The organism is Paenibacillus sp. JQZ6Y-1 (assembly GCF_040719145.1).
In the GTDB taxonomy this organism is placed as follows: Bacteria; Bacillota; Bacilli; order Paenibacillales; family Paenibacillaceae; genus Saccharibacillus; species Saccharibacillus kandeliae.
Map to the genome: position 1 here is coordinate 803,846 of NZ_JBFDUZ010000001.1, position 14,440 is coordinate 818,285.

Sequence of the window (14,440 nt, forward strand, 5' to 3'; positions counted from 1 at the left end):
ACGCAGGAAGTTATAGCAATGAGTTCAAATGTACTCGTGTGGCTTGTTTTTGCTGGATGAAGGATGGAATATAGCATTAGCGAATGGTACACGTAAAATCTGGATAAGCGTATGCTCTAACATATGTAAAAAAACAAAGAGGTCTTTCTCATAAAAGACCTCTTTGTTCTGTCGTTCAGCTCTTCAGTGAAGACTCACAGAAATGGATTGTTGGATGCTGTCGATGATTTGCGCATATATGATTTTTTCTTCCAACCGCCCGCCTTTTTCTCTTTGGACGCTGATAGGGAAAAGGGAGTATACCCGCCTGCATACATCGTCCCCGGCTTATAGCCAACCGCAGACGACAGCTCGGCAGGTGTCGCATGCTGCTTATGTTCCAGCAGCTTGAGCAGCACCAGTGCCGCCGCACGTGCATCTTCCAGCGCATCGTGATGCTGAAGCTCAATCCCATAATAGGCAGCTAGCTGGTTGAGTCGGTGGGCAGGAAGCTCGTTCAGTACTTTTTTGCTAAGCAGATACGTACAGTAATATTGAAAAGAGGGATACCCCGTTGCTGCCGCATCCAGACTATGACGCAGCACACTCATATCGAAGGCGGCATTATGTGCCACCACATGCTTATGTTCAAAATAAGGCAGCAGCTCTGACCATAATTCGCCAAAGGTTGGCTCATGCTCTACCATGGACGGCGTAATCCGGTGAATGCTAATATTCATAGGGTCAAAATGCTGCTGTGGATTGATCAGCCGCGAATATTCCGACACAATCTGTCCGTCCGCTACCTCAACGATCCCGATGGAGCAGGCGCTGCTACGGCTAGAATTGGCAGTTTCAAAGTCAATCGTTACAAAGTTCATTTCATTCATCCTTTCCCGGCTAGATCCGGGTGCTTGTGTTGGATTCCAATCCTACTTGAGAGTATGATCAGACCAAAACGTTACAAAACCGTTGTTGACGAACCGGCATTCCACCTGTACCCTTTGAAAGGAAGCCGATGACAAATAACGGTATATTCATCTGTACAGGCACATAATGATACATATGCCCAGATCTCTTATTGTAGTACATATGTACGTCGTATACCAGTGAGTTACATACAATAGGCAGCAGACAACCGATAATTTTACCTACAAGGTGGTTAACAGAACATTGAAGAGTAGACAGAGTAAACGACAGCACAGACGCAAACAAAATACGATCCGCATATGGCTCCTCACCTTGCTTGTTATAGTGATCATTGGAGTGGGCGGACGCGTATGGTACATGCACCAGCAAGTATCCAATGCCGAAACGAGCACGACCGTCGATGATGGACAAAACGGCGATACAATCACTCAAGGGCAAGATTCAAACAAAGCAACCGACGCTTCCAATCCCGCCAATGATAAAGGGACAGCTGCTCAGCAATCCGCCCCAACAGTCGATGAGAACTACGATCTCGTTCTGATCGGCAGCGAGATTGAAGGGATTTTGATGGCGAAGGCGGCGCATGACGAAGGGCTCAATGTACTCATTCTTGACCCTCGTGATGAGCCGGGCGGGCAGCTGCTGCAAGGACAGATGCTTGTGCTCGATGAGCCGAACAACAACAAAAAAGTCAGCCTCGTTCAAGGCGAGATGAAAAAGCTCTACAACGCCTATAACAGCGGCGAGATCCGTAAAGAATCTGATTTTGTAACGTATTATAACGGTCTGATCCAAGGTATAACGCTCAAAAGTGGCATCACACTCGGACATATTCAGCAGGATGAAGTAAACGCTATGCACTCCATTTCCAGCATCACTTATACGCAAAAGGATGGGACAGAGCATACGGTAGCCGCACGTTATTTTGTGGAAAATACCGACTATGCCGCCCTCAGCTCTAAGCTGGATGTGACACGCATTCCGGGCGTAGAATCCATTTTCAGTGATACCGACAAGCCAGAGTATATGGCGGCAACGTATATGCTCAAATTTAAAAACGTCGACTGGCTCGCTCTCCACAGCGCGACGCTGCTGGATTATCCACTCAGTAATCTAGAAGCCAAATACGGAACCAATACGTATGTGGATTACGATTTTGGTACCGGATTTAACAAGATAACAGATAAGCTCAAGCTGGCGGATTCACAACTCAAGCTACGCGGCATCAATTCAACATACCAGAAGCATGGCGATGTGATCATTAATGCACTGCTGATCTATGATGTGGACCCTTCCAATCCAGAATCGGTCCGCAACGCGATTGCGAAAGGCAAGGCTGCCGCACCTGATGTACTGACATTTTTGCGTGAAAATATTCCCGGCTACAAACATGCCGAGCTGAATGGGTTTCCCGATTATCTGTATATCCGCGACTACAATCGGTATCAAACGGATTATGTGCTAACGTACAACGATGTACAAAACAGCAAGATGTTCTGGGACAACGTCAGTGTAGGCGGCTATCCGATGGACATTCAGGGCACACGTGAGGTGCCAACAGGCAAAGGATACGGCAAACCGGACTTTTATGGTATTCCGATGCGTTCCTTTGAATTAAAGGATTACGATAATGTGCTGGTCGCTGGTAAAAATATCGGTGCAGAGATTCAAGCATATGGCAGTGCGCGCATCACACCGACAACTGCGCTGGCAGCTGAGACGATGGGGATTATTCTCGGACATGAAGGCAAAGAAAAGCGTCTGCGTGAGCTGACACAGTCCGATTTTGAACAGATTCACGAGTACTTGCGTAAGGATTACCATATCTCACTGGAATAGAAAAGCATGGTCGGACACACAGCACATGTTGCAACGATCATAGTTGCATCCAAACTTAGTCGCATCCAAATCAAACAGGCACTCGGTCATACAGCCGCTAGCATGCACCCTATCCTAATCAAGAAGGGTGCATTCCAGTTGCTTGTAGACCAAGTGCCTGTTTTTTGATCAAAGGGATAGCTGTTTAATACAGTGACTTAGAGGAAAATGTCTTCAATTTCCAGATTCGATTGCATGGACAAGTCTTTGAAGCCTTTATCCGTTTCGATCAGTGGACGGAAATAGTCCGACGGATTGGTCATCACGATTTTGCCCGTTTCGCCTGAATTGAGACGTACCTTTTTGCCAATCATATTCGGCAGCATGTTGCGGATGAAGGTTTGAGCCGCATCCGGGTACAGCTGACCAAAGCTCATGCGATGCAATTCTTTTAACACCTTGAGCAGCTCTTGCTTGGACTGATAGACACGATTCGTGGTCATCGCACTGTAAATATCTGCTACCGAAACGATTCGAGAATACGGATGAATATCCTCCAGCTTGAGACCATGCGGGTATCCTTTGCCATCGGTTCGTTCATGATGCTGGAGTGCGACGATCGCACTGATCTCATCTCCTGTAGACTCCATGATCAGATCATGCCCGAAGGTGGTATGCTGCTTCATGATCTCGAATTCTTGAGAGGTCAATCTGCCGGGCTTGTTTAGAATCTCAGGCGGAACCTTCGATTTGCCGACATCATGCAGATAACCGGCGCGTCCAACCACATACGCTTCGCGTTCCGTATAGCCCATCCATGTTGCGAGATAGTAGGAGAGCATGCCTACCTGCAACGAATGGGTATACGTGTAATTGTTCGTATCATTCAGCACAAACAGTACAGAGACAACATCCTTCTGTGTATGCAGTTCGTTCATCAACGGCTCTAGCATCTCGTCCACCTGACTGCCGTCAAACTCGCCACGCGATGCCGCACTCAGAAACAGATTCTCAAAGCCTGATAAGGCTGTATCAAAATGCACCTTCGCTGTTTCGAGCGTGTGTGCAGGTTCGGTTGGCAATGGATCAACCGTGTTCTCAATCTCCACGTAATCAACACCGTGCTGTAATAGCTTGCTGATATCATTGGAAAGAAGAGTATGGCCCTTTTGCATAATGTGAATGCCGAATGAGTTGAATGTATCACTTAATAGCATATCTCCCGGCTTTAAATCTGTCACATGCACTCTCAATGCGGGGCACCTCCATAAATGAATGTTAAATTTATCATATCAAGAAAGATTTTTGATAACAATGAAAAAATAGACAGAACGGCTCAGGACTTTGGCTCTACCGGATTCCAAGGCCCCGTTTGTGCACCTTTCCATTCCGAGCCATCCGCCCAGATTTCCTTTTTCCAGATAGGTACGGTTTCTTTCAGACGTTCAATAGCAAAGCGACTCGCCTCGTACGCATCATTACGGTGAGAAGAAGAAACTGCAATAATAACGCTTGTTTCAGCGATGCCGACTGTGCCGGTGCGATGACTGATCGCGCAGCGGGTGCCGGGCCAGCGACTGGCGATTTCGCTACCAATCTTTTGTAGTTGGGTTAATGCCATCGGTACATAAGCTTCATATTCCAAATGAATCGTCTGCATCTCGCCAGTCATCTCACGTGTGGTGCCGATAAAAGCGATCGTTGCACCATGATTGTTATCGCCGACTTTGGCGATGACGTCCTCCGCAGACAGCTTGTTTCCGGTAATGACATACAGGCCATCTGGAGTGTGCGCATCGTTATCAGAGCCTGATCCACCGGATACCGGTGGGATGAGTGCCAGTTCGTCATTTTCCTTAATAGTATTATCGACCGAAGCATACTCCTGATTAACAGCTGCAAAGGCATGGCGAATGGAATTTTCCGCATCGGGGTATAAGGAAGAGAGTGTTTCCTTTAGAAGAGCAACCGTAACAGGTAGTGCCGTGCCATCTGGCACGGTAGGCGGCTCTATATTTATTTGTACCTCGGACTGCCCGATTCGTTCGGCAAGCCCGGCGAATAATTTAATGGTATACTGCATAAAAGTAACGACCTCCAACATGTATTTATCACTTTTGATAGTACCATATTCTGATGTCATATTGGTGGGACAAGAAAAACACATACGGACATCGGCGAGGATGATATAATTAAGGTTTATATTTGCGATAATACCCGAATTTGCGCATGATGATACATCACATATAAGCCATTGGAGCGAAAGGGGTTCCTGTATGAACACATCACAACAACGAGATAACGATATCATTACCATTTTGCACACGAATGATCTGCACAGTCATTTTGAAAATATGGGTATCCTAGCTGCGATTGCAGATGATTACCGACAACGCTACGGCAATGAGCATGTGCTGCTGCTTGATATTGGCGATCATATGGATCGGATGGCTATCGAAACGGAAGGTTCCAGCGGTGGTGCCAATGTCGATATTCTCAATATGACCGGTTACGATGCGATTACAATCGGCAATAATGAAGGATTGACATATACGCCGGAGATTCTGAATCAAACGTATGCCGGTATAGTCAGCCCAGTTATATGCAGTAATGTGCAAGAGCATGAAACGGGTATTCCGCCTGTATGGATGGAGCCGTACCGGATTATGGAAAAGGGTGGCTGGACGATTGGACTGATTGGAGCCACTGCACCATATGGCGACTTTTACGACATTCTCGGCTGGGATGTAGGCGAGCCGCTGGCAAGCCTGCAACCACTCGTTCAGCAGCTGCGTGGACAGGTTGATCTGCTCGTCTTGATGTCGCATCTCGGATTGTCGACGGATCAGAAATTGGCAGAGCAATTGCCGGAGCTGGATGTTATTCTGGGAGGGCATAGTCATCATGTACTGGAACGTCCCTTGCAGATCGGTACAACGGTTGTTGGCGCTGCTGGCAAGTTTGGACATTATATGGGGTATATGAGCTGGCAAAAGGATACTGGCGGTGGTCGTCCGCGTCTGCTGCATAGCGGATTGGTACCGACTTCGCCAGAAATGAAGCGTAATGCCGAGATTGAAGCAGCGATTGTCCTGCATCGGGAGCGAGCGGAAGAACGTATGGGTCATGCCATTGCCATGCTGGAAGAGCCGCTAGAGATTGACTACGAACAGGAATCTCCGCTAGGGAATCTGCTGGCACAGGCGGTACGGCGATATACCGGAGCTGAGCTATCCATTGTGAACAGTGGACAATTGCTCGGTCCATTGCCTGCTGGCGAGATTAGTGAAGCGCTACTGCATCGTCTTTGTCCGTCTCCGATCAATCCGTGTCTAACGCTGATCAAGGGCAGTAGTATTCGGCAGGCGCTGGAACAATCATTGCTGGGTGAGTTTACACATAAGCCGATTATGGGCTTTGGCTTCCGTGGCAAAGTGCTAGGCAATCTGTGTGTAGATGGCATGACGATTACATGTGATCTGTCGCGTCCACCATATGAGCGTATAACGGATATTAAGGTAGGCGAGGACGTGCTGGATAACGAGCGCGAATACAGCGTAGGCTCGCTCGATATGTTTACATTCCGCATTGGGTATGAATCGCTTAGTGAGAGTGCGGGTGTCACCTATATGTTGTCCGAATTTATTCGCGATCTTCTGCGCAGTGAATTGCAAACGCCGGGCGCTGTGTCTAGCTGTGCCGGATCACGCTGGTTTATGTTATGATAAATAGGACCTTGTACCAACAATTGCATAGTGGATGTGCAGAACAACCGTTATGCAGAGTGGCATTCAGGGTTAATACATGAAATAAGGTGAAAAATAAATGACAGTTATACACAGAAGTGAGTGGCCGCTGAAGGAATTATCCCCGAGTTACGATCCGTGGGACCCGCTGCAATCACTTCGCCAGTACGGCAAACATACGCTGACAAGCGTGGAGATGACAGTGACCAATCTGTGCAATATGCGCTGTGAGCATTGTGCAGTTGGTGATTCGCTCGTATTGCGCGAACCGGACATGATCCCGCTGCCGCTGATGCTCAAACGTCTAGACGAGGTCGAGCATTTGCAGACAATCAGCATTACCGGCGGTGAGCCGTCGTTTCGTAAAAAAACAGTGGATGAGGTGATCGTTCCGCTACTGCGTTATGCGCGTGAGCGCGGAATCCGCTCCCAGATCAACTCCAACCTGACGCTGGACATTGGCCGATACGAGCAACTGCTTCCGTATCTGGACGTTATGCATATTTCGTTTAACTATACATCGCCCGATGATTTCCATGAGGTGGGCTTTGCGAATAGCGGTCATCCCGTTCCGCGTGAAGCTGCTGTCCGCATGTATGACAAGATGATCGACAATACGCGTCGTTTGAGCGATGCAGGCATGTTTATTTCTGCTGAATCGATGATCAATTACCGTACCCATCGCAAGCTGCCAGAAATTCATAATCTGATCCGTGAAATGGGCTGCAAACGCCATGAAGTGCATCCGATGTATGCGGCTGACTTTGCCGCTAAGCTGCCGGTGCTGTCGCTGGACGATTTCCGTGCTGCGATTCACGATCTGCTGGATCATCGGGATCAGGATATGTGGATGCTGTTCGGTACGCTGCCGTTTTTCAGCTGCAATCCGAACAAGGAAGATCGCGATATTGTGAGCCGACTTCGCAGTGAACGAAATGTAACGGTACGTAACGATCCAGATGGACGTAATCGAGTAAACGTAAACATGTTTACCGGAGATGTGTTTGTGACCGATTTTGCAGCGATTCCGGCATTCGGCAATATTGCCAACCGCAAACTGGACGATATTTTTGGCGAATGGAGCAACAATCATCCGCTCAATCAGCAGGTGAACTGCCATTGTGATCTAGCTGCGTGCTGTGGCCCGAATCTGCTGGTTGCAGACATGTACTATAAAGACATAGATTTCAAATCACGCAAAGCGATACTGTAAAAGTCGCCTTCATTGTGCGCAGGTACGCCGTGTATGGGTTCTGGCGGCAGTGTGCGGCTGATATACCATATATCCGAGAAAAGGGGCGTTCCGGTTGGAGCATGAGTTTGAGATCGGCAATTTAATACTCAATTTGGCTCTTGTATTTGTACTTGTATTTTTAAACGGATTTTTTGTGGCTGCGGAATTTTCTCTGGTTAAAGTGAGGCATTCGCGGCTGACAGAATTAAAAAGTGAAGGGAATCGTCTAGCTGGTTATGCACTCAAGGTGAACAGCAAGCTGGATGCGTATTTGTCAGCTACCCAGTTCGGGATTACGCTCGCTTCGCTTGGTCTTGGTTGGGTCGGTGAACCGGCGATATCTGAGCTGCTGGTCGAGCCTTTGATGTACAAGCTAGGCTTTACAGATGGTACGTTGATTACAACCATTTCGGTCGTGATTGGGTTTGCAGTCATTACATTTTTGCATATCGTGCTGGGGGAATTGGCTCCCAAATCGCTCGCGATTCAGCGGACAGATGGCGTGTCGCTGGCATTGTCTGCACCGCTGCTGTTCTTTTACCGTGTGTTCTTTCCGTTCATCTGGCTGCTGAATGCGGCGGCAAATGCAGTGCTGCGTCTGGTAGGCATCGAGCCTGCTAGTGAAGCAGAAGGTGCGCACTCAGAGGAAGAGATTCGCATTCTGATGAATCAAAGTGCGAAGAGCGGTGTGATGGACGAAGGCGAGATTGAGCTAGTGAACAATATTTTTGAATTTTCCGATCTGCTTGCCCGTGAGGTGATGCTGCCGCGTACCGATATGAATTGCCTGTATACGAATCTGTCCAAAGACGAGAATCTGGCGATTATTCAGGAGACGAAGCATTCGCGTTATCCAGTAGCGGTGGAGGACAAGGATCGAATTATCGGCTTTGTACATATTACCGATGTACTGTTGTCGCCGGTGAATCAGCCGTACGATCTGGCTGCACTGGCACGTCCTATTCTCAATGTGCCGGAGTCGATGGAGATCAGTCATGTGCTGCAATTGATGCAGAAAAATCATGCTCAGATGACGCTGGTTGTCGATGAATACGGCGGAACTGCTGGTTTGTTGACGGCTGAGGAGATTCTGGAGGAGATCGTCGGCGAGCTGTACGATGAGTTTGAGGATGAGCGACCAGATGTGGAACGAATTGGTGATGTCATTTCGGTAGACGGTCGTATGCTGATCGAGGATGTTAATGAACTTGCTGGTGTGGAAATTGATGATGATGAAGTTGATTCCATCGGCGGTTGGATGTTCAAGGAGCTAGAGGGCGTACCGGAAAATGGCAAAACTGTCGAGGTGGATGGTGTTGTATTCGAGGTTGCCGAATCTGAGCGTCTGCGTATTATGCGTGTGCATGTACATCCATTACCGGAACCCGAGGATGAGGAAGAAGAGAATGACAAACGTGACGAGCGTTCAAATGACGACTAACATGGTAGTAGGTCATGACGCAAATGGGTAATATACAGGCGGTATGGATATGCTCCATACCGCCTGTATCCTGTTTGTCTACATATTCATCTTGATTCTTACAAATTTACTGTCGAAAAGGAGTTTCATGTATGAGCGATTTCCCCGTATTACGCAAGCCGCAAGCGATGATGTTTGATATGGATGGCACGTTATTTGAAACGGAAACGGTACTTCTTCCTGCCTATTATGCTACTTTTGAACAATTGCGCAAGGAAGGGCTGTATGAAGGTGGGACACCGCCGGAAGAGATTATTCTTAGCTCGCTAGGCATGCTGCTAGAGGATATTTGGGCGCGTGTGATGCCGGGTGCAGGGGAGCGTACGATTGCGCGTGCCAATGAGCTGCTGGAGCAGTTGCAAATTGATCGTATGAAGGCGGGCGATTCCCGTTTATATCCACAGGTGGAAGAGACGCTACGGGAGCTGCATCGTCGTGGAGTAAAGCTATTTATCGCTAGTAATGGACTGGAAGGTTATGTGAAAGGCATTGTGGATGTACATGGTTTAGGCGATATTCTGGATGGCGTATATAGTGCAGGCGAGTATCAGACGGCAAGCAAGGTTGATCTGGTGAAGCTGCTGCTGGAACAGCATCAGATTGACCGTGCATGGATGGTGGGAGACCGCTCGTCCGATGTAGAGGCGGGAATTCAGAATCATCAGACAGTGATTGGATGCCGCTATGCGGATTTTGGTGATCATCATGAGCTGGATGGTTCGGACGTGATTATTACGTCGTTTGAACAACTGCTGGATGTGTTTAATAAAGCGGAGTAGAGGTACAGTTTTACTTTGACTTGCAAATCAGTTACCCTGTAAAGGATATGTTTTGGCCTGCCGCGGCTGGAGCTGTGGGCAGGCTGTTAGCATGTATAAAACAACGATGATCCATTCATCGGAAAGTGGGGCTTTTTATGACAAACATTTACGACAAGGCCAACGAACTGTCTCAATCGATTCGCGATAGCAAAGAAGTGGCTGATATTACCGCAGCGATGCAGCTGATCGAAAGTGATCCAGAAAGCAAACGCATGCTGGATGATTTCCGCGCACGTCAGATCGAAGTACAACAGCGCATGATGTCCGGCGATATGCCAAACCCGGAAGAAATGGAACAAATGGAAAAGCTGTTCGAGGTACTGAACTTGAACCTCAACATCCGTCGTCTGTTCGATGCTGAGCAGCGTCTGAGCACCATCATCGAGGATATTAACAAAATCATCACAGACAGTCTGAGCCACCTGTATGGCGGTTCCGCTCAATAATCTGTCACAATGCAACATTGCAATAAAAGTATAACAGTACGATTTCATACCATTGTGATGACGGCAGGAACAGTTAACGCTTCCAGTTGTTGCTAATCATTGATGATGTCTTCGAGTGATCCTTTCGCTCGGAGCAAGGAAGGAGCGCGGCTTGTCCCAAATTGGGAGGAGACGCGCTTCTTTTTTGTGCTATAATACAAACATAGTGATACAGATACGGGAAGGTGGTGCTACAGTTGCAGGAACATGATGATTCGATTACAAAGCATGAGCAGCTTTTGCAGCATATTGAAAAGCTCAAGGTCGGCTCCAAAATCTCAGTGCGTAAGTTGGCGCGGCAGATGGGTGTGAGTGAAGGAACTGCTTATCGCGCGGTTAAGGAAGCGGAGAATATGGGTATCGTTGTGACACGCGAGCGGATCGGAACGGTACGAATTGAGAAGCGTCCGCGCGGTGTATCGGATCAACTGACATTTGCCGACGTAGCGGACATTGTAGAGGGTAAGGTGCTAGGGGGCAGTAGCGGTCTGGATAAGACGCTTGTCAAATACGCGATTGGTGCGATGAAACTGGATGCGATGATGCGTTATGTGGAAGCTGGCAGCCTGCTAATTGTCGGTAACCGTGAGGACGCCCACCATCTGGCATTGGAGCATGGCGCTGCTGTATTGATTACCGGTGGTTTCAGTACTAGCCCAGAAGTTAAATCGCTTGCCGATACGCGCGGGCTACCGATTATTTTGTCACGCCATGATACCTTTACCGTTGCTTCGATGATCAACCGTGCCTTGTTCGACCGGATGATCAAAAAGAAAATTATGCTCGTTGAGGATATTATCGCTGGTCGACCGAAGCCGGGCGTGTTGAAGGCATCCAGCACAGCGGATGATTTTCATGAAACCGCGGAAAAGACCGGGTATCAGCGTCTTGCTGTCGTTGACGAATGGAATCGGATTATCGGCATCGTCGGACGCAAGGAAATTCAGCAGCTACCACCGGATCAACCGATTGAAAAGGTGCTAGTGCGTCGCCCGATTACGGCTACTTTGCAAACCTCACTCGCTTCTGCTGCGCAGACGATGATGTGGGAAAGCATCGATTTTCTGCCGATTGTGGATCGCAACCGTAAGCTGATCGGAACAGTAACGCGGCGCGAGGTGCTGCAAGCAATGCGTGATGCCCAGCATGAACCGAATGCGGGCAATATGGAAACATTCGATTACCTGATCTGGAACGGATTCGCTGAGGAGCGAGATGAAGAGGGCGGTGTGATGTTCCACGGTTTCATCACGCCGCAGATGGCGACTGAGCTAGGTAATATTTCGGAAGGCATCCTAATCTCAGTTATGATTCAGGCAGCGATCCGCACTGCACGATTGTTTACAGGGCATGATTATGTATTAGATAATATGTCGACGTACTTCCTGCGCCCCGTTCAGATCGAGGACGCCATTATGATTCGTCCCACTGTGCTGGAAGCAAGCCGCCGTACGTATAAAGTGGAGATCGAAATTCTCTACGAAAATGCACCGGTATCCAAATCAATGCTCACCCTACAATCCATTGATCATGGCTAACGCCATATTGTAAGGTGGAAGCGATAAAATAAAGTAAACACAGATTTGGAGCGATGGAGAAACGTCGAAGCTGGATCGCAACATGAAATGGAGACCGTCTGACGGACATATCTATGGTAACCAGACAACCAGACGTTCAATGACAAACGCTCTCCTATGTATGATGTCAAATGCTCCAACACGCATCCCATCCAACCCAAAGAGGCTGTCCCTATCAAGCGGGCAGCCTCTTTGTTATATATGACCCTACACGAATACGCAATAAAAACGGATGTGCGAGTACAGATTACACTTTAAATCGGTCGACCATGCCTTTCAATTCCTGCGCTACACTGGACAGAACGGCTGCGGACGAAGAAATCTCTTCCATTGTCGCCAGTTGTTCTTCTGTCGCAGCGGACACGGATTCGATCTCGCCCACTGCCTGACTGCTAATACCAGACATTTCATTGACCGATTCAATCACTCGACTTGTGCCATGAGACAGGGTGGAGGAAGCATCGGATACACTTTGAATACTGTCGACCACTTGATTCACATAACTGCGAATCTGACCGAACGAGTCGCCTGCGGTCTGCACAGCGCTGATGCTCTGTTTCACTTCATTAGCGCCAGCATTCGTTTTACCGACAACGGACTGGATTTCGGTCTGAATGCTTTGGATTAAGCCGCCGATTTGATTGGCAGAGGAGGACGCTTCATCTGCCAGATTGCGGATTTCTTTGGCAACGACGCTGAAGCCTTTGCCATGCTCACCCGCACGCGCGGCTTCGATGCCTGCATTGAGCGACAACAGATTGGTTTGCTTGGCAATTTGGGCAATGGCGGTTACAATCTCGCCGATCGTTTGAGAATGCTGGCTAAGATTGCCGACAGAGCCGGACAATTCATTGAAAATGGATTGCAGCTTGCCAATCTCATCATTGGCGGAGCGCAGCGCATCATCGCCTTCGGTTACCTTGTTAGCGGTTAGAGCAGCAGTGGCAGCAACCTGCTGGGCGCTACCAGCAATATGCTGGATACCGTCAGCCATTTGATAGACTGTGCCGGACGTGTGGTTTACTTGTTCTGCTTGTCGTTCTGAGCCGGAAGCCATATGCTGGATCGATTCGGCGATATGCTGGGACGCATGGGTTGTTTCAGTAGAACTGGCATTTAATTGCTCGGAAGAAGATGCCAGATGCAGCGACGTGTCTTTCACATGGGCAACGATCTCACGTAGGCTAGATGTCATCTCGGCAAGCGATTGCGAGAGTGCCGCCACTTCATGCTTGGCACGAATATTCCATGTTGTTGTCAGATCGCCCTTGGCAACCGAATCGGTCGCTTGAACAAGCTGCATGATCGGTCGTGTCAATCGTCCAGCGAAAATATAACCAGCGACAATAGCGGCAATCAGTGAGACGACGAGAATAATAATACTGCTGTATAGCAAAGTGAAATACTCCTGCATAATCAGGCTGTACGATTTTTCGCTAAATACCGTCCAGCCTGTAATCGAATCCTTCATATAGGAAACGACCTTTTTGGCGTCTCCGTTTCCATAGATGAGCGTGCCGTTCGTGCCTGTCGAGCCTTGTTGAAATGCAGCTGTAGTATGAATATCCATATCCAGCTGTGTGGCATCGGGGTGAGCAAGGATTACGCCAGCGCGGTCAGCAATATAAGCAGTCTGCCCATTTGTAGAAAATTCCTTCGCATAGGTACTCATTGCATCCAGCGGTAGTGAACACTGCACAAAGCCAGTCAATGTATTGTTGTCGCCGAACACGGGATAAACGATATTGATGATTTTTTTGCCAGAGGATTTACTGACCAAAACATCGGAGATGACTGGCTTTTGTGTAGCAATCAGCTGTTTATAATAATCGCGGTCACTCACATTATCCAGATCAGCATCGGTATTTTTGGCAATTTGCTGCCCATCTTGATCGCTGAATACAAGCGTTTGCAATTCGGGATGCAGACCAGCTACTTGAACGAGCAGATTTTTCGTTTCTGCCAGTTGATCAGGCGTGTACTGCTTGAATTCCGGGTTCGCTGCCAGCTGCTGTAGCATGGACAGCTCGCTATTTACGAGTGTTTGTGATTTTTGCAGCACCAGATCGACATTCTGCTCATTCATAGCATACGCGTCTTTCTGAATTTTCTGTGTGGTGCTGATCAGACTGAATGCCCCGAACACCAATAAAGGTAAAATTGTGATAATTGACACAACAAGTATTAGTTGTCTTTTCATGAACCGTCCCCGCTCTCTGCCTTATGAAGTGTAAACTTGCATACAATATTCTTTTTATCGGTGGGATATAGTAAAACATTAGAAGGTAATGTCATTATTTGTCGTTGGGAAGGATAAAGTTTTTGTGAGACATACAGTTCATTGGGTCATGTATGGTAAAATAATAAAGC

Annotated in this window: 11 protein-coding genes; 7 read left to right on the forward strand and 4 right to left on the reverse strand. The window is 48.1% G+C overall.

From position 1 onward, the window contains the following. Window positions 1–194 precede the first annotated feature (194 nt). Entirely contained in the window at window positions 195–860 is a 666-nt protein-coding gene (locus tag ABXR35_RS03565) for a 3'-5' exonuclease (protein WP_367055526.1), read from the reverse strand. Window positions 861–1,152: 292 nt separating this feature from the next. On the opposite strand from ABXR35_RS03565, the gene ABXR35_RS03570 reads away from it, so the two are divergent. Continuing rightward, window positions 1,153–2,748, forward strand: a complete 1,596-nt coding sequence (locus tag ABXR35_RS03570) for an FAD-dependent oxidoreductase (RefSeq protein ID WP_367055529.1) — start codon at window positions 1,153–1,155, stop codon at window positions 2,746–2,748. A gap of 197 nt (window positions 2,749–2,945) precedes the next feature. Here the strand turns inward: ABXR35_RS03570 and ABXR35_RS03575 are convergent, their stop codons facing one another. Both ABXR35_RS03575 and ABXR35_RS03580 read right to left on the reverse strand, forming a co-directional pair. Next, entirely contained in the window at window positions 2,946–3,980 is a 1,035-nt protein-coding gene (locus tag ABXR35_RS03575; protein ID WP_367055532.1) for an HD-GYP domain-containing protein, read from the reverse strand. An 83-nt stretch (window positions 3,981–4,063) separates the two neighbouring features. Beyond that, a complete protein-coding gene (locus ABXR35_RS03580; RefSeq protein WP_367055534.1) occupies window positions 4,064–4,810 on the reverse strand; it encodes a molybdenum cofactor biosynthesis protein in 747 nt (248 codons plus the stop codon). Between the two features lie 193 nt (window positions 4,811–5,003). Here ABXR35_RS03580 and ABXR35_RS03585 point away from each other — a divergent pair, with 193 nt between their 5' ends. The 6 genes from ABXR35_RS03585 (at window position 5,004) to ABXR35_RS03610 (ending at window position 12,031) form a co-directional block, all read left to right on the forward strand. Then, the gene (locus ABXR35_RS03585; protein ID WP_367055537.1) at window positions 5,004–6,452 is read left to right on the forward strand and encodes a bifunctional metallophosphatase/5'-nucleotidase; all 1,449 of its coding nucleotides are present in this window, start codon (window positions 5,004–5,006) and stop codon (window positions 6,450–6,452) included. A gap of 100 nt (window positions 6,453–6,552) precedes the next feature. Beyond that, window positions 6,553–7,686, forward strand: a complete 1,134-nt coding sequence (gene yfkAB, locus ABXR35_RS03590) for a radical SAM/CxCxxxxC motif protein YfkAB (protein WP_367055540.1) — start codon at window positions 6,553–6,555, stop codon at window positions 7,684–7,686. Between the two features lie 94 nt (window positions 7,687–7,780). Further along, the gene (locus tag ABXR35_RS03595; RefSeq protein ID WP_367055544.1) at window positions 7,781–9,148 is read left to right on the forward strand and encodes a hemolysin family protein; all 1,368 of its coding nucleotides are present in this window, start codon (window positions 7,781–7,783) and stop codon (window positions 9,146–9,148) included. Between the two features lie 131 nt (window positions 9,149–9,279). Next, window positions 9,280–9,966, forward strand: a complete 687-nt coding sequence (locus tag ABXR35_RS03600; protein WP_367055547.1) for an HAD family hydrolase — start codon at window positions 9,280–9,282, stop codon at window positions 9,964–9,966. Between the two features lie 137 nt (window positions 9,967–10,103). Next, window positions 10,104–10,454, forward strand: a complete 351-nt coding sequence (locus ABXR35_RS03605; protein ID WP_367055550.1) for a YlbF/YmcA family competence regulator — start codon at window positions 10,104–10,106, stop codon at window positions 10,452–10,454. 236 nt (window positions 10,455–10,690) lie between these two features. Next, window positions 10,691–12,031 carry a DRTGG domain-containing protein gene (locus tag ABXR35_RS03610; protein ID WP_367055553.1) on the forward strand — a complete coding sequence of 447 codons (1,341 nt, stop codon included), beginning with the start codon at window positions 10,691–10,693 and terminating at the stop codon, window positions 12,029–12,031. 286 nt (window positions 12,032–12,317) lie between these two features. Here the strand turns inward: ABXR35_RS03610 and ABXR35_RS03615 are convergent, their stop codons facing one another. After that, entirely contained in the window at window positions 12,318–14,270 is a 1,953-nt protein-coding gene (locus tag ABXR35_RS03615) for a methyl-accepting chemotaxis protein (protein ID WP_367055555.1), read from the reverse strand. Between the last annotated feature and the right edge of the window lie 170 nt (window positions 14,271–14,440).

Bases quoted from the DNA above. Each gene is read 5' to 3' on its own strand.
- ABXR35_RS03565 (WP_367055526.1), bottom strand. From the start codon at position 860: ATGAACTTTGTAACGATTGACTTTGAAACTGCCAATTCTAGCCGTAGC.
- ABXR35_RS03580 (WP_367055534.1), bottom strand. From the start codon at position 4,810: ATGCAGTATACCATTAAATTATTCGCCGGGCTTGCCGAACGAATCGGG.
- yfkAB (WP_367055540.1), top strand. From the start codon at position 6,553: ATGACAGTTATACACAGAAGTGAGTGGCCGCTGAAGGAATTATCCCCG.
- ABXR35_RS03585 (WP_367055537.1), top strand. From the start codon at position 5,004: ATGAACACATCACAACAACGAGATAACGATATCATTACCATTTTGCAC.
- ABXR35_RS03600 (WP_367055547.1), top strand. From the start codon at position 9,280: ATGAGCGATTTCCCCGTATTACGCAAGCCGCAAGCGATGATGTTTGAT.
- ABXR35_RS03605 (WP_367055550.1), top strand. From the start codon at position 10,104: ATGACAAACATTTACGACAAGGCCAACGAACTGTCTCAATCGATTCGC.
- ABXR35_RS03615 (WP_367055555.1), bottom strand. From the start codon at position 14,270: ATGAAAAGACAACTAATACTTGTTGTGTCAATTATCACAATTTTACCT.